This is a genomic window from Chromobacterium sp. LK11, assembly GCF_001043705.1.
Taxonomy (GTDB): Bacteria; Pseudomonadota; Gammaproteobacteria; order Burkholderiales; family Chromobacteriaceae; genus Chromobacterium; species Chromobacterium alkanivorans.
The window spans coordinates 165,648-188,455 of record NZ_LDUR01000016.1 but is presented as its reverse complement, the minus strand read 5'-3'; the positions used below and the strand labels follow the sequence as shown (position 1 = coordinate 188,455).

The window sequence follows — 22,808 nt, the reverse complement described above, 5'->3', positions numbered from 1 at the left end:
CTCCCCTATTACACGTTCATGGCGAATACGGCGGCGGCCACCACGGTCACCACCACCAGCACCGCAAACCGGATTTGGCGCTTGGCGTTGGTATCGGTCACCCGCGTCGGCACCGGAATGCTGCCCACATCGTTCTTGGTGTAGAACGGCATGCCCAGGAAGAAGACGAAGTAGATGAACGAAAGCACCTGCGCGATCACGGTGCGGGCATTGGTGGACGGCAGGGCGCCCAGAATGCCAAGACCGATGAAGGACACGATGAACAGGACCAGCATGAACTTGAACTTGGGACCGCGATAGCGGATGGACTTCACCGGCGAGCGGTCCAGCCACGGCAGGAAGGCGATCAGCACCACCGCCGCGCCCATCGCGATCACGCCCCAAACCTGGGTGCCCAGGAAAGACGGAATGGCGCGCAAGATGGCGTAGAACGGGGTGAAATACCATACCGGCGCGATATGCGGCGGGGTCTTCAGCGGGTCGGCCTGGTCGAAGTTGGGCTTCTCAAGGAAGTAACCGCCCATTTCCGGCATGAAGAAGACGATGGCGGAGAACACGATCAGGAACACCACCACGCCCAGCACGTCCTTGACGGTGTAGTACGGGTGGAAGGGGATGCCGTCCAGCGGAATGCCCTTGTCGTCCTTCAGCTTCTTGATCTCAACGCCGTCCGGGTTGTTGGAACCCACTTCGTGCAAGGCGATCAGGTGGGCGACCACCAGCGCCAGCAGCACCAGCGGCACCGCGATCACATGCAGCGCGAAGAAGCGGTTCAGCGTGGCGTCAGACACCACGTAGTCGCCGCGAATCCACACCGACAGGTCCGGACCGATCACCGGGATGGAGCCGAACAGGTTGACGATCACCTGCGCGCCCCAGAACGACATCTGGCCCCAAGGCAGCAGATAGCCCATGAAGGCCTCGGCCATCAGACACAGGAAGATCAGCGTGCCGAACACCCAAACCAGCTCGCGCGGCTGCTTGTAGGAGCCGTAGATCAGGCCGCGGAACATGTGCAGATACACCACCACGAAGAACATCGAGGCGCCGGTGGAGTGCATGTAGCGGATGATCCAGCCGCCGGCCACATCGCGCATGATGTATTCGACCGAGGCGAAGGCGACCGGGATGCCGGCGCCATTCAAGGTGCCGTCCGGCTTGTAGTTCATGGTCAGGAAGATGCCGGTGACGATCTGGATCACCAGAACCAGCATGGCCAGCGAACCGAAGAAGTACCAGAAGTTGAAGTTCTTCGGCGCGTAATACTCGGTGACGTGCTCCTTGAGCATCGACGATAGCGGAAAACGTTCGTCCACCCAGTTGAGCAGCTTTTGTCCTTTAGTCATGTAGCCCCCTCAGCTTATTTGTCTTCGCCAATCAGCAGGCGGGTGTCGGACAGATATTTGTGCGGCGGAATTTCCAAGTTCTTCGGCGCCGGCACGCCCTTGTAAACGCGCGCGGCCAAATCGAACTTGGAACCATGACAGGGGCAGTAGAAGCCACCCAGCCAGTCCGGGCCCAGATCGGCGGGCGCGATATCCGGACGGTGGGTCGGCGAACAGCCCAAATGCGTGCAGATGCCGACGGCGATCAGCAGCTCGGGCTTGATCGAGCGGTGCTCGTTCTGGCAGTACGTCGGCTGCTGATCCATTTCGGACTTGGGATCAACCAGCTTATCGTCCAGCTTCGGCAGGTTTTTCAACTGCTCCGGCGTGCGGTTCAGCACCCATACCGGCTTGCCGCGCCACTCGACGTTGATCTTCTGGCCCGGCTCGATCTTGCCGATATCCACCTCGACGGGAGCGCCGGCGGCCTTCGCCCTCTCGGACGGGAAGAAACTCATCAGAAACGGCGTCGCCACTCCGGCCGCCGCCACACCACCAACAGCGCTGGTTGCAACCGTCAGAAAGCGACGGCGCCCCGCATCGACTTGTTGTTCACTCATTACAGTCATCCTCAAACGTGGAAACCGAGCCCAAAACTGCCTGATTTTACCCGATTCCGAGTAGGGACTTGAAGCTTCTATGCAAATAAATTGGCCGAAGCCCTGCCAAGCCGCCTAAACCGGGTTGGAAATGTCCACAAATTCAACACTTATGCCATGAAGCTGAGCCAGACGCTCGCCCAAAGCCTTGATGCCAAAACGCTCCGTGGCGTGATGCCCCGCCGCGATGAAAGCCACATCACACTCCATTGCCATATGATGATTTTGCTCGGAGGCTTCGCCGGTGATGAAGGCGTCCACCCCCAGATCAATGGCCTCGGCGAAAAAACTCTGCGCGCCGCCAGTGCACCAGGCAACGCGCGAAACCGGCTTGTCCACCCTGCCCAGCAACAAAGCCTCGCGCCCCAGCCGGGCAGAAACATGCCCGCAGAAATCCCCGGCGGAACCGCCATGCCGCCACGCCCCGTGCCACAGCAAGCCCTGCTCGCCGCCCTGCCCCTGCGCCTCCAAATCCAGCACCTTGCCCAGCATCGCGTTATTGCCCAGCTCCGGATGCGCATCCAGCGGCAGGTGGTAAGCCAGCAAGCTCAAATCATGCTCCAGCAAAGTTTTGACCCGCTTGCGCTTCATGCCGCAAATCCGGGCGTCTTCGCCCTTCCAGAAATAACCATGGTGCACCAGCACGGCGTCCGCTCCGCGCGACGCCGCCGCCTCAATCAGCGCCTGGGAGGCCGTCACCCCGGTCACCAACTTGCGCACCGCCGGCCCGCCCTCCACCTGCAGGCCGTTGGGCGCGTAGTCCTTGTAGCGCCACGGCTCCAAAATCTCGTCCAGACTGCCCAACAACGCCTTCAATTCCATCACGCACTCCTTAACTTAATATATGCCCCGGCCTTATTTTGCCAGAAGCCTACGCATTTTAAGCCCGCAAAAGAAAAACCCCGCCGTAGCGGGGTTTTTTCAAAGCCTAGGAGGCGTCGACTTACATCATGCCGCCCATGCCGCCCATGCCGCCCATATCCGGCATGCCGGCCGCCGGCTTGTCTTCCGGCAGTTCAGCGATCATGCAGTCGGTGGTCAGCATCAGGCCAGCTACCGAAGCAGCGTGCTGCAGAGCGGAGCGGGTTACCTTGGCCGGATCCAACACGCCCATTTCCAGCATATCGCCGTACTCGCCGCTAGCCGCGTTGTAACCGAAGTTGCCCTTGCCTTCCAGCACCTTGTTCACCACGACCGACGGCTCTTCGCCGGCGTTCTTGACGATCTGGCGCAGCGGCGCTTCGATGGCCTTCAGTACGATCTTAACGCCGGCGTCCTGGTCGGCGTTGTCGGTTTTCAGGCTGTCCAGAGTGGAGCGGGCGCGCAGCAGAGCAACGCCGCCGCCGGCCACAACGCCTTCTTCCACAGCGGCGCGAGTAGCGTGCAGCGCGTCTTCAACGCGGGCCTTCTTCTCTTTCATTTCCACTTCGGTGGCAGCGCCAACCTTGATCACCGCAACGCCGCCGGCCAGCTTGGCCACGCGCTCTTGCAGTTTCTCGCGGTCGTAATCGGAAGTGGCTTCTTCCATCTGCTTGCGGATCTCGCCCACGCGGGACTGGATCTCGGCAGCTTGGCCGGCGCCGTCGATGATGGTGGTGTTTTCCTTGCCCACTTCAACGCGCTTGGCTTGACCTAGCATTTCCAGCGAGGCTTTTTCCAGGGTCAGGCCCACTTCTTCGGCAATCACGGTGCCGCCGGTCAGGAAGGCGATATCCTGCAGCATGGCTTTGCGACGATCGCCAAAGCCCGGGGCTTTAACGGCAACCACTTTCAGGATGCCTCGGATGGTGTTGACCACCAGAGTCGCCAGCGCTTCGCCTTCCACGTCTTCGGCGATGATCAGCAGCGGGCGGCCGGACTTGGCCACTTGCTCCAGAACCGGCAGCAGGTCGCGGATATTGGAGATCTTCTTGTCGAACAGCAGGATGAAGGGATTGTCCAGAGCGGCAATCTGCTTGTCCTGGTTGTTGATGAAGTACGGGGACAGGTAGCCGCGATCGAACTGCATGCCTTCAACCACGTCCAGCTCGTTGTTCAGGCTCTTGCCGTCTTCAACGGTGATCACGCCTTCCTTGCCCACTTTTTCCATCGCATTGGCGATGATGTCGCCGATGTCGGAATCGGAGTTGGCGGAGATGGAGCCAACCTGAGCGATTTCCTTGGTAGTAGCGCACGGCTTGGCGATCTTGGCGATTTCACCCACCAGCGAGGCAACGGCCTTGTCGATGCCGCGCTTCAGATCCATCGGGTTCATGCCGGCGGCAACGTACTTCATGCCTTCCAGCACGATGGCTTGGGCCAGCACGGTAGCGGTGGTGGTGCCGTCGCCGGCCACGTCGGAAGTCTTGGAAGCGACTTCTTTCACCATCTGCGCGCCCATGTTCTCGAACTTGTCTTTCAGTTCGATTTCCTTGGCAACGGATACGCCGTCCTTGGTGATGGTCGGCGCGCCGAAGGAGCGGTCCAGCACCACGTTGCGGCCTTTCGGGCCCAGAGTCACTTTAACGGCATCAGCCAGAATGTTGACGCCGGTTACCATCTTGGCGCGAGCGGAATCACCAAACTTTACGTCTTTAGCAGCCATTCTTTAAATCTCCAGAATTCTGTGTAGGGAAGTTCAGATGCGGGTCGGATTACTCAACGATGCCCATTACATCTTCCTCGCGCATCACGAGGACTTCATCGCCGTCAACCTTGACGGTCTGACCGGAGTACTTGCCGAAGATGACCTTGTCGCCAACTTTCAGCTCCAGCGAGCGACGCTCGCCGTTGTCCAGGATCTTGCCGTTGCCGATGGCCAACACCTGGCCCATGTCCGGCTTCTCGGCGGCGGCGCCCGGCAGAACGATGCCGGAAGCGGTCTTTTCTTCAGCCTCGAGGCGTTTGATAACAACACGGTCGTGCAAAGGACGAATTGCCATGGATCTCTCCTATTACAGTGGCTGTTGAGAGTTGAAACCTGTTGAGTTGAGGCGGGCGTTAGCACTCACCTGCTGCGAGTGCTAATGATAGGGACGAGAGAGAGGGTTTTCAAGAGCCTGCCATGTCAAATTTCAGCATCCTGGCCTGCTTAGCTAGATCGACGCCTAAACGTGACACACAGCCACACACACACCAAGCACTCAGCAGTCGAAAGCGTAGCCCTTCAGGAATGCTCCACACAAAACCCAAACAGCAAAATCGCCTCAGTCGAAAACCGCGGTCAGATGAGGCGAAGCCCAAGCTGATGGCCCCAACAGTGAAAGCAGGAAAGATGACGTGTGACTCGATTTCAGCAAGTTAAATACACGAGTCAAACTGTCGCTTGTGGTGGTCAGCGACATAGCAAGTTCTCTTAGATAGCACAGCATTGGTTCGTCAAGAGTCGGTCACGCCGAGCACAGATCGCCCCTCCATGCAGAGTTTAGCTTACAAGAGGAAGACGATTGGCTGTTCCTCACTGAAGCAACGCTGTTTCATATTTATTACGAGCTTTCTGCAACAGCCCTTTCTCAACTATATGTGGAAAATGGCTTACAGTCAGTATGCACCATACTTTCAGAGTATGCCCACTGCAAATAAAATCCCAGACAAGACTTGTCTCCCGCCAACCCCTGCATTCAAAACGACAAATATTAATAAAGGCATAAATCATCAATGACGGACCGACTTCCGCAGCAACAACCAGCCCGGGGTGCGGAAACGAATAATCATTCGATATAGCCTCACATAAGTAAACATAAATGCCAACACGAAGCCAATCAATACAACAGTATTATTCCAAAACAACATAGCTGGCACCACAGACACAGAAGACAGTGCCCATAAATAAGGAGAAGTCAAACTATTACGCATAGTTTTATGACTTACATCCTTGGAGCCTACCATCCACCGCACCAACCGCATATAGATCAATTGATGTAAATGCAGCGCATCAGGGTAACCGATTCTTCGGCCTTGCAAAAACTTACGCCTATAGATTGAAAATAAGGTTTCAAATACTGGGTAAATCACACACAGTAATGGAAACCAAGGAGAGACTTGAGAGTGGCGTGCAACCAATAATACAGCGACTTCTGCGATCATAAAACCAACCAAATAAGCACCGCCATCCCCTGCAAACATCAACCCCCGGGGAAAGTTCCAAAACAAAAACCCAGCGATAGCGCCGACCATAGCAAAACAGATGCCAACCAGCATAGTATCCTGCACTTTAAATGCCACATACGCCATAGCAAGGAAAATGAAGATTGACACAACGCCAGACAACCCATTGTACCCATCAATAATATTCACTGCGTGGGCGACCCCTCCCACGGCAACTATCGTTAAAAGCAATGAAAAAATCCAAAAACGTACTAAAAAACCATCAAGCAAGGGAATATCCAAGCGCTGTAAACTTGCACCAAGAATATAATACCCTAGCGCGGCCGCAAGAAAGGTTGCCAGCAACCTAGGCAATGGCCCCACTTTTTTTGTGACATCTTCAAAAATCCCTGCGGCAAAAGCAGGAAGTGCCACCGCCAAGAGCATCAAAACTGAAGCATCCTTTAATAGCCACGCCAACATACAACTTCCCGCCACTAACCCAGCAGCAATCGGCACCCCTCCAATACGTGGCACAGGCTGAGCATGAAACTTTTGCACTCCGCTCAGTTCGTAATCAGCCGAAAAATGTTCGTGCAAATGTGCAAAATGAATCAAACACATTCCAACAAGCAAGGAGAAAAATGTAGCCGCCAATAGAATTACCAGCATTTATATACACCCTTCGATGTTTTCCAACAAAGGTAAAGCATAAGATTATCGAAGATAAAACCCCAAGCAAAGAGTTACAAGGATGCTTTAAAATTCGAGGGATACATTGAAATCCAATATTTTATCACCGCAATCTACTACATATACACCACTCCCACCAGGTCTAATCATGTTAAAACTCTTTGCTCGTAAATTCACATTAAAAATCAGACCCATACAAAACATTCCTACAACACACTATCAGCAAGAAATCAAGAAGATAGCGCGGCCACAATCTGCCCCACGGCTTTTTTTACAGAAAATTCACGCTCAAAAAGACCCTTACAACGCACCGAAAAGGCTGCAGTATTACCTTCAAGCTGAGTCAGCAACTCCTCCGCAAGAAATAGTAGCTCATCAACTCGGTTACTTTCACAGACTTGCCCGACCCGCTCATCACGGATCAATTGGGCAAGGTCATTACCTCGATTAACACTTGCCAATACAGGCAAGCCACTTTGCATGTAAGTTAAAAATTTCCCAGGAATATTATGAGACTTATGACGAGGGTCCAAAACAACAATACCCGCACTACACTGAGCATAAAGCCCAGGAATTTCATCAGGATGAATTTCTTCAAAAAACATAACATTATCAAGCTGCCGTTTTTGAGCTGCAGCTCTTAGCCTACTCACCTCACTACCGCGGCCAACAAATAAAAAACCAACATCTGATCTACGATACAGTTTATCAGCCAAATCAAGCAAAATATCCATGCCTTGGGCCACCCCCATGTTTCCAGCATAGACAAAAATCTTGCGCCCTTTCAAATAGGTTTCGTTGACTTGTATCGAACATGGTGCTGCAGCAGGAGTATCAAGCCAGTTCTGTAGAATTTCCAATTGACGACCAGGCTGCTGTTGCCAACAATCAAAGTAATTTCGATTACCAGGGGTCTGAACACCAATAATATCAGCTACAGAATACTGATAGCGTGCCACCATATCAAAAAACAGATAAGGCAATCCCCGCTTCATCAGCCCCATATCAACCGCCCAATCAGGAAAGATATCACGAATGATTAAGTAGCCTTTACAACCACTAGCATTTTTAAGTGCTCTCGCCAAAGGAGCATGAAAAATAGATGGCGCATACCACACAACCCCCTCCCACCCTTCATTAGCTAGTGGGCTTTTTCGAAGCTGTAATAACATCGAAAAGGGCATGAAGAGCTCCCCCAACGTACGTCGGACATAACCAACATCTTTCGTACGTGGCGCTTTTAAACGTAGCACCTGCACCTCATCAAAATCCTCCAACAGCCAAGGCTCCCTTTGGCCAGATGACGGAAGAAGAACCGTCAAATTATGTCCTTGACGCACGAACTCTCGAGCCAAATCCCGAAGTTGCACCGCCCCAGAGGTGCGATGGGGTGGAAAAGTATCCGCGATTAGTACAATCCGCATTAATCTTGCCTCAATACTTCTTCCATACTACCCTATTCACATAATCGGTGTAGCTATGAATAATGCGCACAACCTTGTCAGAAACGTTCCTGGTAGAATAGTCTGAAACAGGCATAAGCAATCGTTCATCTCCACGCGGCTGCTGTTCAAGAACAGACAAGCCTTGCATAACTCTATCGATATTCACCCCCACCATCATCACAGCCCCCTCTTCAAAGGCCTCATGGCGCTCCTGAGTCTCTCTTATATTTAACGCAGGAAAGTTCAGGATCGAAGATTCTTCGCTTATAGTTCCACTATCAGACAATACGGCTCGAGCTGAAAGTTGAAGCTTATTATAATCAGTAAAGCCTAATGGTTTGAGCAGTCTAACCATTTTATTAAATTTAGCACCAATAGTATCAAGCTTTTTCTGAGTTCTTGGATGCGTTGACACAATGATAGGTAGTTTATATTGCTCAGCAATTTCATTCAAAATGTTTATCAGCTTAGAGAAATTAACTTCAGAGTCAATATTCTCTTCGCGATGAGCACTGACAACAAAAAACTCACCAAACTTCAACCCCAAGCGTTCCAATACGTCAGACCGATCAATAGCTTCTTGATAGTATGACAATACCTCCGCCATTGGGCTACCTGTTTTGATGACTAAGTCGGCAGGCAAACCCTCTTTCAGTAGGCACTCCCTGGCAATAGAGCTATATGTCAAATTCACATCTGAAGTATGATCAACAATTCGTCTATTAATTTCTTCGGGGACACGCAAATCAAAACAGCGATTACCAGCCTCCATGTGGAATATAGGTACTTTTCTTCTTTTAGCCGGAATTACAGATAAGCAGCTATTGGTATCACCCAAAACAAGCAATGAATCAGGCTTCTCCGTGACCAGGACATCGTCCATTTTGGCAATGATCATGCCAATTGTCTCAGCAGAGGACGCTCCGGCAGCATTCAGGAAATGATCAGGCTTTCTAATGCAAAGATCGTCAAAAAAAATCTGATTCAACTCATAATCATAATTCTGTCCCGTATGAACAATAACATGTTCACAAAAATCATCCAGCTTCTTCATTACACGCGACAAACGAATTATCTCGGGTCTAGTCCCAACAACCGTCATAACTTTCAGCTTTTTCACTTTCACTCCTCCGCTACCGCTACTTCACCTCTCACAATACGCTGCATGAAATCCAACTTTATCAAAAGTTCTTTCATTCCATCAATTGCAAGCCGGTCTGTATTGTGTGAGTTATAATCTTCACCCACACTCGTGCGAGTCAAACGTTGATCACCTTGTTCTACGAATTTTGTATAGTTCAAATCTCGACCATCGGGAGGAACACGGAAATATTCACCCATATCTTCCGCACACGCCATTTCTTCTCTACTTAACAAAACTTCATATAGCTTTTCACCGTGCCGTGTTCCAATAACGTGCACAGGGTGATTCTCTTTCTTCATATGGGACAATATCGCATGCGCTAAAGTCTCAACAGTTGCAGCGGGTGCTTTTTGAACAAAAATATCACCGTTCCTCCCGTTCTCAAATGCATAAAGTACGAGATCAACCGCATCAGCTAATGTCATCATAAATCGAGTCATATCCGGATTCGTGATTGTAATCGGCTTTCCTGCTAGTACTTGCTCAACGAATAAAGGAATAACAGAGCCACGCGATGCCATAACATTACCATAACGCGTGCCGCAAATGGTTGTACCGGTTCCTTCCAGATTCCGGCTGGTTGCAACCATAACCTTTTCCATCATCGCTTTACTGATACCCATTGCATTTATTGGATATACTGCTTTATCAGTACTCAGACAAACAACCTTTTTGACACCTGCAGCGATAGCAGACATCAAAACATTCTCAGTTCCCAACACATTAGTCCAAACAGCCTGCATGGGGTGGAATTCACAAGAAGGCACTTGCTTCAAAGCCGCGGCATGAAATACATAGTGAACGCCGCGCATAGCTTGCTCTATGCTACGATAATCTCTTACATCGCCGAGATAAAATTTAAGCTTAATATTGTTATATTTTTTCCGCATGTCATCTTGTTTTTTTTCATCGCGGCTGAAAATACGAATTTCTGAAATATCAGAGTCAATAAAACGCTGCAAGACAGCGTTTCCAAACGAACCAGTACCGCCAGTAATTAACAATGACTTCCCTTTAAAACTATTCATTTTCATTTCTCTCTTAATTAAAGTTCTTCATCAGTGCAATCATCTCAGGCCATTCCAATGGTTCAAAGCCTGTTGCATTTCGGAACCTGATGGAGTTCAATGACCTATTGATAGAAAGAGATATATCTTCTTTGATTTCAATCTCTTTACCATAAATTTTAGCAACCAAGGTCAGCAAATCAAATTTATTAATAGGTTCAGCCGAAACATGATACACCCCTCTCAACTCTCTATTGGGGATAACAAAATCTCGGATTATTCTCGCAATTTCAACCGTCGGAAGCCCAGAGAAGATAGCATTTTTATAACCCAATATACTACCTTCCTGACTCAAGAACCAATCAATCAGACTTCTACTCCCGTTTAATTCATGACCTATAATAGAGGTACGAAGTGTTATGGCATTCTGATAGTCAACCTCTCCAATCAGCTTACTCCGGCCATAAAGGTCATAGGCATCAGGGAAATCTGCCTCAACATAATCTCCCTTTTTACCAGAAAATACACAATCTGTACTCAGATGTATCAGTCTCGCTCCAACTGCGCTGCAGATATTTGCTAATCTATGTGGAAAAATAGCATTTATTGGCAATGCATCAAGAGGGTTATTGGAAGCAGCTAATTGCTTAACCAAACCAATACAATTTATGACAACATCTGGCTTATGAGAGGACAGCACTGACAAAAGGTGATCAAAGTTTTCAACATCGACCCCTTGAGTTACATTTAATTTGAGCTCATCTGAAAAAGCGGAAATGGCTCCCATCGATCGAACCGTTCCAAATACCTCATACACTCCAGATTGAGACAGTAACCGATATACTGCATTCCCAAGCATGCCCGATACGCCCAGTATGACGATACGCTTATTGTGTTCTCTCATCTCAGTTCCTTCAATTCATCTCAGCTAAATCAAATACATTGTCCCAAGTTTTTTTCGCAGTACCGGACCATCGATATACACTGCTTCTTTCATAAGAAGATTTAGATAAATTCTCTAAAAGAGTTTTATTGGTAAGTATTTCTTCCAACTTTACCCTTAGTGAATCAGGAGAGTGTGGGGAGAAGTATAATATTCCATCCCCTCCAAACTCCGGCATTGGCATTACGTTAGACGAAAGAACAGGCCGACCTGAAGCCAATGACTCTAATAAGATGTTTGGGCAATTCTCACACGAAGATGCAAACAGTATAACGTGAGCATTTTGATTCCAAGCAGGGATATTTTTATAATCCACCCCGCCCATTAATAAGATATCATTTTGTAAATTCTCACGCGCTATCAACTCTCTTATAAAGCAGGCCTCCGGCATATTGGTCTCACCAACCAATACCAAAGGGTATTGTGATCTCAGCTCTAGAGGCAAGCTTGCGTAAGCTGCCACAACTTCTCGATGGTGTTTGTAAATTTCAAACCTTGAAACATAAAGAATATATTTTTTCTGAGGAGCCTCTATAGGACGAGCCAATGGCAATTTTTGTAGTAAAAAATCCTTACTGATACCATGCGGTATAGTTACCGCATTTTTTATTTTAATATATTTTTCAATATGAGTGCGCGCAAAATTTGAAATGAAAATCGTTAAATCAGCCTTGCTCATACTATTCAACATAGCCCTTTTTAGCAAGACTAGTCTTAATTTATCCCTCCCCCACCCCATAGTAGAAATGAGCTCATCATCAAATGGCATCATATTTCTAAACATTGTCACAACTTTACATCCAACAGGAGGCTTTGTACTTACCACACCACCAGGACAAAATAAGATATCAATTTTGTATTTTTTTAGAATCAATGGAAGAGCAAAGCGCTCCCAAATAAATCGAGAAATTGGATTATTGGTAGGCCAAAAGGTAGATAATTTTTTTAAGTTCTCACTTTCCGGCAATAGCAAGTTATCTGGGCAATATATGTAAATTGTCAAACCATCCCTATTAGGCAAGTTGTCCAATAAGTTTTTAATATATGTTTGACCACCGCCAAGCTTTGCAGAAAGCGCATTTATTAAAATTTTCATTTTTACAATCACCGACTAAAATTACGCCATGCTTGAAACATCAAAACATGCCAAAGATATAGGGAGCGATCGTAATGCCCACTTTGATGTTGATCCCAAACTTTCCTAACCTTAGCGTAATCAAAAATACCCTCATTTTTTATTTGAATAGGATCCAAAATCTCTTCAGCCCATTTTTTTAAATCACTTCTTAACCATTTTGCCAATGGAACTTCAAATCCTTTCTTGGGACGCTCGATAAGCTCACGCGGCACATATTTGTCTAGTAGCGCCCTTAGTATCCACTTGCCATTGCCATTTTTTAATAAAATATCTCGAGGCAAAGAGACCGCAAACTCCGCAATCTTGTGATCCAATAGAGGAGCCCTAATCTCTAGACTTGCACACATTGATGCACGATCAACCTTAACCAGTAGGTCATCAGGCAAATAGTTTTGTATGTCCCAAAGCCTCATTTGGTTTATGTTCGACAAATCGCGATGAAAACCATCAACAAAATTACCTGTAGTCTGACTACCTAATACAAGGTGATCTTCATGCTTCCATCTTGTCATTAATTTTAAGTAGAGATCCTCGAGGCTAACTGATTTGCTAAAATCAGAAATCCCATATATTCTTCTTCCTGTGAAATCTGAACGAAGACTTCTGGGTACTAATTTTAATAGTTTGTCCCAATTCAACGGAGAGAGAGAGCTTGATATTGCTGACGTGCTACTCTTTACCCAATATGGCGTCTTTGAAAGCTTTTGCCATAATTTCTCACATAGCTGATATCTTGGGTAGCCACTAAATAGCTCATCCCCGCCGTCGCCCGATAAGGCAACAGTGACATACTGCTTGGTCATTCTCGAAACGAGTAATGTCGGTATCTGTGAAGAGTCTGCAAAGGGCTCATCATAAATAGAGGGTAACTCTTCGACTAATTTTAAAGCATCTGAAGCACGTACAAATAACTCTGTATGGTCAGTCCCTAAATGCTCGGCAACTGCCTTTGCATAAGGTGCCTCATTATATGTATCTTCATCAAATCCAATAGTAAAAGTTTTTATTGGTTGATGGCTTTGCGATTGCATAATTGCAGAAACCAAGCTTGAATCGACACCTCCAGATAAGAATGCCCCCAATGGAACATCTGCCATTGCTTGTCTTCTTATCACAGTATTTAATGCATCATCCAATTTTGCAATAAGCTGAGACACTCCAATCTCATTAGAGGGTTGGTCCTCTTTCTCAAAGTAATGGGCTATATTCCAATATTTCTCAACCTCGGATAATACTGAAGACTCCAGATTCAATTTTATATAACTGGAGGGGGGGAGTTTTTTTATTTCTTTATATATAGATCTACCTCCACCGACATAACCGAAACTCATATACGACGAAGTAGAGTCTAAATCCAAATTGAGATACTCGCCATAACACTGCGCAATGGCTTTAAGCTCAGAAGCAAAAACAAATCTTCCATTTATCACGCCATAATATAAAGGCTTCTCCCCCATTCTATCACGCACTAAATAAACACACTTTTCTTGCCTATCATATATCGCGATAGAAAACATACCAGTTATCCTAGCGATTGTTTCCATTACGCCATAGTTTGAAAGGCACTCGACCAGAACCTCTGTGTCAGAACCGCCCCGCCAATTCATGAATCCATTTATCTGATTTAATTCCTTTCTCAACTCCTCAAAATTATAAATCTCACCATTATACGATACGACATACCGACAACATTGCGACATCATTGGCTGGCTGCCGCTATCACTAAGATCAAAAATTGATAACCGCCTATGGCCAAAATGCAAATTAACATCATTATCAGACCAGATTTTTTCAGCATCAGGGCCTCTGTGAGAAATTTTATCCAGCATTTCTTTTAACTCACACACAAGCGATGAAGGCTGATGATTCCTAGAGAAAATACCAGCTATTCCACACATCATTTTCCCTTTCAGATATTATGTTTTTTTTGCGTTAGTTTTCTACACGCACTTACCACACAATAAACTACGCAGTACAGCACATATAAGTACACAATGTTAATGCAGTAATATATTGTCGTCAGAAAAAATTCATGATAAATAGTTAATGGGTAACTTGCCAAAACAACAGAAAATGCCCCTCTCCAGTAGTAGCTACGCCCCGACATTATTTTAAGCACATAAAACACAAGTGCTTTGATAAATATAAAGGCCAGCCCCCACCAAGCAAGGTAATCATACAACACAGCATAGCCACTGTATACATTAGTGCTAAGGCTTCCTATATTCGTATAGTCGATAATAAAGAAATCCTTTGCACCAACCATTTTTGAAAAATCAGAACCAAATTTATTTGCCGCAATGTCAAAAGCGTACCAATAAGTATTTATCTTTTGTGCAATGAAAAAAGAAAATGAATATACCGATCCAAATGCGTATATAAAGAACCATGAAAGAGCAATTTTTATACCCTCTATGGAGAAATCACCATCCAAACGCAGCACCTGCATTGAGACCACAAAGAGTGATACAAAAATGGCTATGACACGCAATAGCACCTTAGAATTTATGAGGCTGTAATAATAAGAACTTGAGACCAATGCAACAACAGTAACGATAAGTGTAGACCTATTGCCCTCCAACAAGCTGGCCAAACCCGAGAATATCAATAAAGCCCATAATATTTTATTATTATATTTTGCTACACTACCTTCATAAAACCTTATAAACCAAAAGAAAACAACAACCAAACCCATGGAAATATTGATTGATCTATATATCAGTGGATTAGAAGCATCAACCCCTTCTCCCGCATGCGCAAGCGAACGTTGCTCTAAAAAGTAATCACTGATACTTGGCGCATTTATTAACTTACCCAAAATACCTACAATATAAATTGCAAACAAACCTATTAAAATCCCTATCACCCAACGGTACGTAATATTTTCATTCTGCCAAACACGGCTCTTCAAATGATTGCTTTGATAAACTTTCGGAAATATTAAACCAAGAAGTGTCAATACAAACCATTCAAAAATCAAAAACACACATAATATATAGTGCCCCTCATCAATATGAAAGAATGGCAGGTCACTCAGTGCAGGTAAAAAAGCAGCTCCCACCCAAAAAGGGATCAGCAACATAGTTTCGGCCGACTTAAAACGCCGAAGCATTATAGTAATGGTAAGTAGTATTGTTAGAGCAATAAAAATTAATATCACTTTGCCCATACTCCTCAATGCATGCCGACTGCAGCTACATACTGAGAGGCTATATCTTGCAGATCATATCCCTCAAGGATAGCCTTTACCGTATCAATAGAAGCATAACGCCCCGTATTTTTACCAATAAAATCAATTATTTTCGTATAGCCATTCTCATGACTCTCCATATAATTGTAATTAAAACAATACCCCTCGCCCTCATACATTGAGAACAGTTTATGCGGGGTATTTTGAACCCCAATATTTATAATTGGTTTACCTGTAGCGATAAGCTCAACAATCTTACTTGGAGTCATTGAACAATTTACATTATCCACGTTCACCAAAAAATCTGCAGTTTCTATAACTGTCGAAACCAATTCTCTCGCAATAATCCCACGATGGTTTATATGGCTAAAGTCATACTTCCCGAAGTCATATCCATTTGCTGGCCCATAGATATCTAATTCTAATTTTAACCCAAGCTCGTTAACAACCTTCACCAGGCTAAACAATTGATCTGGCTCCCTAATTCCTTTATGAAAGCCACCTATATATACAAGACGAATTATTTTATTTTTACTTGTTTCCTCGTGTAAGCCAGGTCCACTTCCAACATAAAAACTGTCAATATCCACCAAGTGTGGAATAACAGAGACCTTTTCTCGGTTACATACCTCTGCTCCCACGTAGTCTCTAGCGGTTGTTTCATTAGTAAACACGACAGCAGAACATCTATTCAACATCAACTTCTCAATATAAATATTAATTTTCTTATAAAGTGCGAAATTATTTGGCTGCATCGAGTCAGAAGTAGAAAATGGATCTCCATAGTCTGCAATCCATCTGGCATTATCATTTTTCTGCTTCGAATACAAATATGACGCCCCCAAGTGCGCCAATAAACATGGATAATAAGACACGATAAGATCATACTTCACCTTGCGTCTCTTAAATAACTCAGCACTTAATGGAAATATCCAATGCCAAAATGCATCTGGCCAGTATATTTTTCGGTACAATTTTAAAAGAGAGTCCTTAATATTACTTTGTAGGCTTCGCTTTTTCTCAACATATACTGCACTATGCTGTCTTCTTTTTCTGCCTAGCCTGGCAATTGAAGAGAAAATATGCGGCTCATCAAAAATTGTACCTTCAAAATCACCACTTGTTATGACATCCACCTCATGCCCATTTTCAGACCAATACCTCATCAATTGATGCCATCTATATGCATGTGCATCAATTGCCGGAGGAAAAAAATAATTAATAAGTAGAATTTTCATCTCTTACATTTTCATTTTCTGATTAATCAGAGGAGTAAGCTCTTTAATATTGCCTGCACCAAGAATGCATATGAAAGCAATCAAGAAATAAGTGATGATAGAACCTACAGCAGGAATGTATTGAAATGGCAACACACTACTCATCAATGGAACTATAACAACGCTCAGAATCAAAGCTGATAGCATTGTCAAAAAAATCAGTCTCGATCCATTATTGAGCAAAAGAATATTTATAAATGGTGAACTAATTAGCGACAAGAATGGAGCAATCGACATCAGCAAAAAAATAACTGGCAATTCTGAATACTTACCTTTATCAACAAAAGGTATACCAAAATAAACAATAACTATTACTAGCATGTAGCACAAAATAAAAAAAGGCAGTTTCTTGGAAAGTCCTTTGATGATACTCCTGCATTCACCGATATTTTTTACACTAGCCAATTGAGGTAGTAATGCTGTATTAAATGCAAAAGCAGCCATATTTAGAATGGCCAAATATCTGCTCGCCGCGCCGTAAAGTGATGTAACGTAAGGCTCTCCCGTGTATGCCGCCACAAAAACGGGGTAATATGGAATTGCGGCACCGGCCAAAGTATAGCCAATAACAAAATTTGCCTTTTTTAAGACAGCCGCAGAGCAAAGCCTCGCTCCTTTTTTAGGCACTTTCAACAAAAATAGTTGACTCGAGCCCCCAAAAATAAGAACTGTTAACATCGCTGACAAAATGAGCACAACGAAATAGTAGACTTCATTTACCTGAATTTTAAATACGATGGGAAGGGCTGCAAAAATAAGCCATCCAAAATTCTTACAAATCTCCATCATGCTATATGATGTGAAGTTCTCATGCTTCTGGAAGAAAATCTTCAAATACTGATGATGCGTTAGTATAACAATACCTACGCAGCAAAGAAGAACGTCTAAACCTGTCGAAATTCTCCACAACCAAATGCTGGACAACAGCAGGCACAATAAAAGCAATGTATTTTTTATTGCCGTCAGATGCTCTTTATATTTTGCATGCTCCGCAATATAAAGCCTCTCCAATGGCCCGCATACCATTTGATAACCAAGAAAAGAAACCGTTGTTAAAATCGTAAAGTGCGCATAATTAGTAACACTAAGGTTGCGAATGAGCATTAAATTTATTACGACCAATAACAACTTCGAGATAACATCTCCCATGGCAATTGTGAACATACCTCTCATGGCCTAACATTACTCCGAAGTGCAATTACTTATTTATTCACATCAATAGCCTGCATTTTCATGCTAACGGCTTCGCTCTTTCTCATAACCTTTGTACAACGTTCAACAATGGGAGGCAATAAAAACTACTGCAATATGCCCTCGAAAAAGGGTACTATTTTATTCCGCAGACTATATATTAGATTTTTGGGATGCAGAATCACAAAACTTAGACCAAGAGACCCAAAGAGATAAGCATCTTATTTAGATAAAGCTATCCAAGAATGAGCCAGTATCTCTAAAAGAGAGCGACGTGCAGTACAATTGTAGACTCGTTCCCCAAATCTAACCTCCATACTGCACCTCAGCTCAGACCATGAAACGATGTGGAATCATCTCCATTTAGACTCGCCAAGCACTTAATGCTTTCTACCTGCGGCTGACTGCAACACACATGAGACTTTCTTCCACATCAAAAAATATGCTTCTCCCCTATTAAGCATATGTAGCAAATCAACAAACTATCTTCATTCAGTTGAACGGCACTATATTAGCAAGCTAATAAAGGTAGATTAAATTTAGCCCAACAAAAACAAAAACAACCAAGACAAAAGGTCTAAATTGAAATAGTTAAAATGGAATTACAATTCTAACAAATCAATTTAGACCTTTTATTTCCCTGTGCTTTGCAGCTTTATTTTTTCTCTAAGAAGTAGCCAACATACCATGGCATAGTTTTCTTAATCCCATCTCCAACCGAAAATATGGGTTTGTAATGGAGAAGTCCCTCTGCCTTGGAAATATCAGCTTGAGAATGACGTACATCACCAGCTCGAAAATCTTGCTTCAATGCGTCTTTAGAGTAAACTATTCCATTTTCTTTTAATTCAGACCGAATCATATCGAAAAGCTGGTTCAAGCTGGTTCGACCACCAAACGCCACATTATATACTTGGCCTTTTGCACTATCCGACGCCAACGCTGCTAGTAAATTTGCTTGAACAACATTTTCTATAAAACAAAAATCCCGGCTGGTCTCACCATCGCCATTTATGAGCACATCGGAATCAGCAATCATTGCTGACGTCCACTTCGGAATAACAGCTGCATAAGCTCCTGCAGGGTTTTGTCTACGTCCAAATACGTTAAAATAACGAAGCCCTATAGGTTTAAAATTATATACTTTTGAGTATACGTCCGCATACAGCTCATTCACCAACTTTGTAACCGCATAAGGGCTTAGCGGTTTTCCAATATTGTCTTCCACTTTAGGTAAAGCTGGATGATCTCCATATGTGCTACTGCTAGCCGCATACGTAAAACTTTCTACACAGGCATTTTTTGCAGCTTGTAGCATGTTCAAAAAACCATCAATATTAGTTTGATTGGTCGTTATTGGATCATTAATACTTCTGGGGACGGAACCAAGAGCTGCTTGGTGGAGCACATAATCCACTCCTTTACATACCCCCTCACAAGTCGAGTAATCTCGTATATCTCCTTCGATAAATCTAAAATTACTCCACTGCCCTGCCGTTACCCCACGCTGGACTTCTTCCAAATTGCGCATATTGCCGGTACTGAAATTATCTAGACCAATCACCTTCTGATTTAATATCAGTAGCTCTTCTAGAAGATTACTACCAATAAAGCCAGCAACACCTGTAATCAGCCAGACCTTTTCGGTTTCCGAAATTTTACTTCTTAGCTGTTGAAAATACCTCATATTACAGCCTCAAGTCCGAATCAGTTGCATTTAAAACATATTTTAAATCATAAATCACGCTCTTTTGTTTAACAAAAGAACGAATCTTTTTGACTCCCATGCTTCTAAATTCATTATGCGCAACAGCCACGATGACAGCATCGTAATCCGTATCGTTTATCTCTTCCAAAACTGAAATACCATATTCATGAGCAGCTTCTACTGAACTAACCCATGGATCATATACATCCACAGTACAGTTATACTCTTTTAACACAGAAACGACATCAATGATCTTGGTGTTACGCAGATCTGGACAGTTCTCTTTAAAGGCAAGACCTAAAATCAAAACCTTGGCTTTTGACGCCGAGATATCTTTCATAGCCATTTGCTTTATCAATTGACCAGCGACATATTCCGCCATATTGTCGTTCAGGCGGCGACCTGCCAAGATAATTTCTGGGTGATAGCCAATGGCTTGAGCTTTATGTGTCAAATAATAAGGATCAACACCGATACAATGCCCGCCTACGAGACCAGGCCTGAATGGCAGAAAATTCCACTTGCTACCTGCCGCGTTCAAAACTTCCTCAGTATCAATGCCCATCTTATTAAAGATGATGGCGAGCTCATTAATGAGTGCGATGTTCAGGTCACGCTGGGTATTTTCAATAACCTTGGCCGCCTCTGCAATTTTTATACTTGAGGCTTTATGTGTTCCTGCAACGATAATCTCGTTGTAGAGTTGATCTACAACTTCAGAGATTTCAACAGTTGAGCCGGATGTCACTTTTTTGATAGTTGTAACTCGGTGTTGTTTATCACCAGGGTTAATCCGCTCCGGGCTATATCCGCAATAAAAATCTACATTAAAGGTCAAGCCCGACTCATGCTCCAGTACAGGAACGCAATCCTCTTCCGTTGCCCCTGGATAAACAGTCGACTCATAAATTACGATATCGCCCTTCTTTAGCAACTTCCCAACGCTTTTACTAGCGCTGATCAAAGGGGACAAATCTGGAATGTTATATTTATCTATCGGGGTCGGGACTGTAACAATATAGCAATTGCAATCAGCGATATCACCCAGATCGCTTGTAAACTTCAAAAAGGAGGCGGCATGAATTTCTTCTTTAGATGTTTCCAAAGTTGAATCCACGCCTTCTTTTAGCTCTTTAATCCGCTCTTCTTTTATATCAAACCCAACAACCGCTCTTTTTCGACCAAATTCTACGGCCAAAGGAAGACCGACATAACCAAGCCCAACAACTGCCAGCTTAAGATTATCAGTTTTCATAATCAATGACACCTGTTTCATTCACAATTTTGTTGATTTGATATTGATTTGCATCGCAAGCCCACATAAGCCACATAACACCTTATGTGCGCCGCCAACTTATAAATTGAAGCCCGAACCCAAATCTCATGAAAATCTTTAAAAAAGCAGCATATATTGCAAATAGGCGCGAAGCAATTAATGACTAATGCCACAAATGACTTCACGCCTTTTTTGACCACCCAGTTTAATTTTCGCTTAACGCAATTACCTTAGCTAGCGGATGAATCCATACCAGCAAGATAGTCAACTATTTCTAACGCGGCTTGTCGACCTCCGAACACTGCTGTCACAACCAAATCCGAACCTGTCACCATATCGCCTGCTGCAAAAATCTTGCTATGGGAAGTTTGATGCTGAAAGGTTGGTTTTAAGCTTGTTTTCACTCGCGCAGCCTCATCAGTCATTATGCCTGCCGTCTCATACCATGATTGCTTCTGTGGCATAAAGCCAAACGCAATGATAACGCGGTCACATTCTATGACCATCTCACTTCCCGGCACAAGCTCTACAGTGCCGCGCCCTCTCTTGCCTACAGGGAGGTGCTGAGTCTGCGCGAGTCGTACAGCTAAGCTCCCGCTCACCATCGGCTCAATCGCCAGCGGCTGATAATTCCATAGAAAATCAGCTCCTTCTTCTTTTGCATTTGTGACTTCTCTCTTTGAGCCTGGCATGCTCGCCTCGCCACGCCTGTATACGCATTTGACATTCAGCGCACCTTGCCGAACGGCCGTCCTTATACAATCCATCGCTGTATCGCCCCCGCCCAGCACCAATACGCGCTTACCCTTCATCGAGATTGCAGCTTCGCCCTTAGACAGGGTTCCTTGCGTCTGTCGCACATTGTTGATCAAGTAGGGCAAAGCCTCCAATACGCCGGGACTCTCCTCACCAGTGAAACCACCCTTCATATATTGATAAGCTCCCATACCCATGAACACGGCGTCGTGCGTCCTCAGCAATTTGTCGAAGGCGATGTCTTTCCCCACTTCCGTATTCAGCACAAACTCCACGCCCATGCCCTCCAAGATTTCCCTACGGCGGCGCACCACATCTTTCTCAAGCTTGAATTCCGGGATGCCAAAAGTCAGCAGGCCGCCGATCTCCTCGTAGCGGTCAAACACCACAGCCTTGACGCCATTGCGCACCAGCACGTCGGCACAGGCGAGGCCGGCCGGACCGGCGCCGATCACCGCCACTTTCTTGTCCGTCCACACCACCTTGGACATGTCCGGACGCCAGCCGGCCTTGAAGGCCTCGTCGGTGATGTATTTTTCGATGCTGCCGATGGAAACCGCGCCGAAGCCTCCCTGGTTCAAAGTGCAAGCGCCTTCGCACAAACGATCCTGCGGGCAGACCCTGCCGCAGATCTCCGGCAGGCTATTGGTTTTGTGCGACATTTCCGCTGCCTCGAACAAGCGCCCCTCCTCCACCAACTTCAGCCAGTTGGGGATGTAGTTGTGCACCGGGCACTCCCATTCGCAGTACGGGTTGCCACAGGACAGGCAGCGGCCGGCCTGCTCCGCCGCATCCACGCTGTGCAGCGGCTGGTAGATCTCTTTGAATTCGATCTTGCGCACGGAGGCGTCGACCTTGTCGCCGGGGTTGCGCGAGAGCTTCATGAATTGGAAAACATCGCTCATGGTTGTTTCCTGTCTTGCTGTACCCGCCGCTCGCCGGCGGCCGGATTTTGAATGAGGTGTGGGCGGGACGGCGTCTGAGCCGCCCC

Annotated in this window: 18 protein-coding genes; all 18 read right to left on the bottom strand. The window is 45.6% G+C overall.

The genetic code is table 11. The features are described from left to right. Positions 1 to 8: 8 nt before the first annotated feature. The 18 genes from VK98_RS11535 to VK98_RS11460 all read right to left on the bottom strand — a co-directional run bounded on the left by VK98_RS11535 (position 9) and on the right by VK98_RS11460 (position 22,722). Positions 9 to 1,346, bottom strand: coding sequence for a cytochrome bc complex cytochrome b subunit (locus VK98_RS11535; protein ID WP_048414168.1), 1,338 nt, complete (start codon positions 1,344 to 1,346; stop codon positions 9 to 11). A 14-nt stretch (positions 1,347 to 1,360) separates the two neighbouring features. Next, positions 1,361 to 1,945: a ubiquinol-cytochrome c reductase iron-sulfur subunit gene (petA, locus tag VK98_RS11530; RefSeq protein WP_048414167.1), complete on the bottom strand. Its 585-nt coding sequence runs from the start codon at positions 1,943 to 1,945 to the stop codon at positions 1,361 to 1,363. A gap of 114 nt (positions 1,946 to 2,059) precedes the next feature. Then, entirely contained in the window at positions 2,060 to 2,806 is a 747-nt protein-coding gene (locus VK98_RS11525; protein ID WP_048414166.1) for a Nif3-like dinuclear metal center hexameric protein, read from the bottom strand. Between the two features lie 121 nt (positions 2,807 to 2,927). Next, entirely contained in the window at positions 2,928 to 4,568 is a 1,641-nt protein-coding gene (groL, locus tag VK98_RS11520; protein WP_048414165.1) for a chaperonin GroEL, read from the bottom strand. 49 nt (positions 4,569 to 4,617) lie between these two features. Continuing rightward, the gene (gene groES, locus VK98_RS11515; protein WP_048414164.1) at positions 4,618 to 4,905 is read right to left on the bottom strand and encodes a co-chaperone GroES; all 288 of its coding nucleotides are present in this window, start codon (positions 4,903 to 4,905) and stop codon (positions 4,618 to 4,620) included. 712 nt (positions 4,906 to 5,617) lie between these two features. Next, complete coding sequence (locus VK98_RS11510; protein WP_082158935.1) at positions 5,618 to 6,721, bottom strand: glycosyltransferase; 1,104 nt, start codon at positions 6,719 to 6,721, stop codon at positions 5,618 to 5,620. Between the two features lie 251 nt (positions 6,722 to 6,972). After that, entirely contained in the window at positions 6,973 to 8,064 is a 1,092-nt protein-coding gene (locus VK98_RS11505) for a glycosyltransferase family 4 protein (protein WP_231589263.1), read from the bottom strand. Between the two features lie 112 nt (positions 8,065 to 8,176). After that, positions 8,177 to 9,307, bottom strand: coding sequence for a non-hydrolyzing UDP-N-acetylglucosamine 2-epimerase (gene wecB / locus VK98_RS11500; RefSeq protein WP_048414162.1), 1,131 nt, complete (start codon positions 9,305 to 9,307; stop codon positions 8,177 to 8,179). Between the two features lie 2 nt (positions 9,308 to 9,309). Continuing rightward, entirely contained in the window at positions 9,310 to 10,365 is a 1,056-nt protein-coding gene (locus tag VK98_RS11495; RefSeq protein ID WP_048414161.1) for a polysaccharide biosynthesis protein, read from the bottom strand. A gap of 7 nt (positions 10,366 to 10,372) precedes the next feature. Continuing rightward, a complete protein-coding gene (locus VK98_RS11490) occupies positions 10,373 to 11,242 on the bottom strand; it encodes an SDR family oxidoreductase (RefSeq protein WP_048414160.1) in 870 nt (289 codons plus the stop codon). A 10-nt stretch (positions 11,243 to 11,252) separates the two neighbouring features. After that, positions 11,253 to 12,377, bottom strand: a complete 1,125-nt coding sequence (locus tag VK98_RS23335) for a glycosyltransferase family 1 protein (RefSeq protein ID WP_048414159.1) — start codon at positions 12,375 to 12,377, stop codon at positions 11,253 to 11,255. 8 nt (positions 12,378 to 12,385) lie between these two features. Next, entirely contained in the window at positions 12,386 to 14,317 is a 1,932-nt protein-coding gene (asnB, locus tag VK98_RS11480) for an asparagine synthase (glutamine-hydrolyzing) (protein WP_048414348.1), read from the bottom strand. Between the two features lie 11 nt (positions 14,318 to 14,328). Beyond that, positions 14,329 to 15,501 (bottom strand): O-antigen polymerase, encoded by a 1,173-nt coding sequence (locus VK98_RS23715; RefSeq protein ID WP_156187834.1) that lies wholly within the window; start codon positions 15,499 to 15,501, stop codon positions 14,329 to 14,331. 92 nt (positions 15,502 to 15,593) lie between these two features. Continuing rightward, positions 15,594 to 16,847 (bottom strand): glycosyltransferase, encoded by a 1,254-nt coding sequence (locus tag VK98_RS23330; RefSeq protein ID WP_082158933.1) that lies wholly within the window; start codon positions 16,845 to 16,847, stop codon positions 15,594 to 15,596. A gap of 3 nt (positions 16,848 to 16,850) precedes the next feature. Then, complete coding sequence (locus tag VK98_RS23710; protein WP_156187833.1) at positions 16,851 to 18,050, bottom strand: hypothetical protein; 1,200 nt, start codon at positions 18,048 to 18,050, stop codon at positions 16,851 to 16,853. 682 nt (positions 18,051 to 18,732) lie between these two features. After that, positions 18,733 to 19,764 carry an SDR family oxidoreductase gene (locus tag VK98_RS11470; RefSeq protein WP_048414158.1) on the bottom strand — a complete coding sequence of 344 codons (1,032 nt, stop codon included), beginning with the start codon at positions 19,762 to 19,764 and terminating at the stop codon, positions 18,733 to 18,735. 1 nt (position 19,765) lies between these two features. Further along, the gene (tviB, locus tag VK98_RS11465) at positions 19,766 to 21,040 is read right to left on the bottom strand and encodes a Vi polysaccharide biosynthesis UDP-N-acetylglucosamine C-6 dehydrogenase TviB (protein WP_048414346.1); all 1,275 of its coding nucleotides are present in this window, start codon (positions 21,038 to 21,040) and stop codon (positions 19,766 to 19,768) included. A 251-nt stretch (positions 21,041 to 21,291) separates the two neighbouring features. Next, entirely contained in the window at positions 21,292 to 22,722 is a 1,431-nt protein-coding gene (locus tag VK98_RS11460) for a glutamate synthase subunit beta (RefSeq protein WP_048414157.1), read from the bottom strand. Positions 22,723 to 22,808 lie beyond the last annotated feature (86 nt).

What these genes read in the sequence shown, in the direction of transcription:
- VK98_RS11535 (WP_048414168.1), bottom strand. Translation starts at nt 1,346, where the DNA reads ATGACTAAAGGACAAAAGCTGCTCAACTGGGTGGACGAACGTTTTCCG.
- petA (WP_048414167.1), bottom strand. Translation starts at nt 1,945, where the DNA reads ATGAGTGAACAACAAGTCGATGCGGGGCGCCGTCGCTTTCTGACGGTT.
- VK98_RS11525 (WP_048414166.1), bottom strand. Translation starts at nt 2,806, where the DNA reads ATGGAATTGAAGGCGTTGTTGGGCAGTCTGGACGAGATTTTGGAGCCG.
- groL (WP_048414165.1), bottom strand. Translation starts at nt 4,568, where the DNA reads ATGGCTGCTAAAGACGTAAAGTTTGGTGATTCCGCTCGCGCCAAGATG.
- groES (WP_048414164.1), bottom strand. Translation starts at nt 4,905, where the DNA reads ATGGCAATTCGTCCTTTGCACGACCGTGTTGTTATCAAACGCCTCGAG.
- VK98_RS11510 (WP_082158935.1), bottom strand. Translation starts at nt 6,721, where the DNA reads ATGCTGGTAATTCTATTGGCGGCTACATTTTTCTCCTTGCTTGTTGGA.
- VK98_RS11495 (WP_048414161.1), bottom strand. Translation starts at nt 10,365, where the DNA reads ATGAAAATGAATAGTTTTAAAGGGAAGTCATTGTTAATTACTGGCGGT.
- VK98_RS11490 (WP_048414160.1), bottom strand. Translation starts at nt 11,242, where the DNA reads ATGAGAGAACACAATAAGCGTATCGTCATACTGGGCGTATCGGGCATG.
- VK98_RS23335 (WP_048414159.1), bottom strand. Translation starts at nt 12,377, where the DNA reads ATGAAAATTTTAATAAATGCGCTTTCTGCAAAGCTTGGCGGTGGTCAA.
- asnB (WP_048414348.1), bottom strand. Translation starts at nt 14,317, where the DNA reads ATGTGTGGAATAGCTGGTATTTTCTCTAGGAATCATCAGCCTTCATCG.
- VK98_RS23715 (WP_156187834.1), bottom strand. Translation starts at nt 15,501, where the DNA reads ATGTTGCTGATCCCTTTTTGGGTGGGAGCTGCTTTTTTACCTGCACTG.
- VK98_RS23330 (WP_082158933.1), bottom strand. Translation starts at nt 16,847, where the DNA reads ATGAAAATTCTACTTATTAATTATTTTTTTCCTCCGGCAATTGATGCA.
- VK98_RS23710 (WP_156187833.1), bottom strand. Translation starts at nt 18,050, where the DNA reads ATGTTCACAATTGCCATGGGAGATGTTATCTCGAAGTTGTTATTGGTC.
- VK98_RS11470 (WP_048414158.1), bottom strand. Translation starts at nt 19,764, where the DNA reads ATGAGGTATTTTCAACAGCTAAGAAGTAAAATTTCGGAAACCGAAAAG.
- tviB (WP_048414346.1), bottom strand. Translation starts at nt 21,040, where the DNA reads ATGAAAACTGATAATCTTAAGCTGGCAGTTGTTGGGCTTGGTTATGTC.
- VK98_RS11460 (WP_048414157.1), bottom strand. Translation starts at nt 22,722, where the DNA reads ATGAGCGATGTTTTCCAATTCATGAAGCTCTCGCGCAACCCCGGCGAC.